The following is a 306-nucleotide window of genomic DNA, read 5'->3' on the forward strand; positions in this document are numbered from 1 at the left end:
GATAAAAGCTACCCCGGGGATAACAGGCTTATCTCCCCCAAGAGTCCACATCGACGGGGAGGTTTGGCACCTCGATGTCGGCTCATCGCATCCTGGGGCTGTAGTCGGTCCCAAGGGTTGGGCTGTGCGCCCATTAAAGCGGTACGCGAGCTGGGTTCAGAACGTCGTGAGACAGTTCGGTCCCTATCCGTCGCGGGCGCAGGAAATTTGAGAGGAGCTGTCCTTAGTACGAGAGGACCGGGATGGACGCACCGCTGGTGTACCAGTTGTCTTGCCAAAGGCATAGCTGGGTAGCTACGTGCGGAC

Annotated in this window: 1 rRNA gene; it reads left to right on the forward strand. The window is 58.8% G+C overall.

The window, feature by feature from the left end:
* Nucleotides 1–306 (forward strand): 23S ribosomal RNA (locus CVN76_RS02615); the annotation flags it as partial.

The sequence above is a fragment of the Bacillus sp. mrc49 genome, from assembly GCF_002803435.1.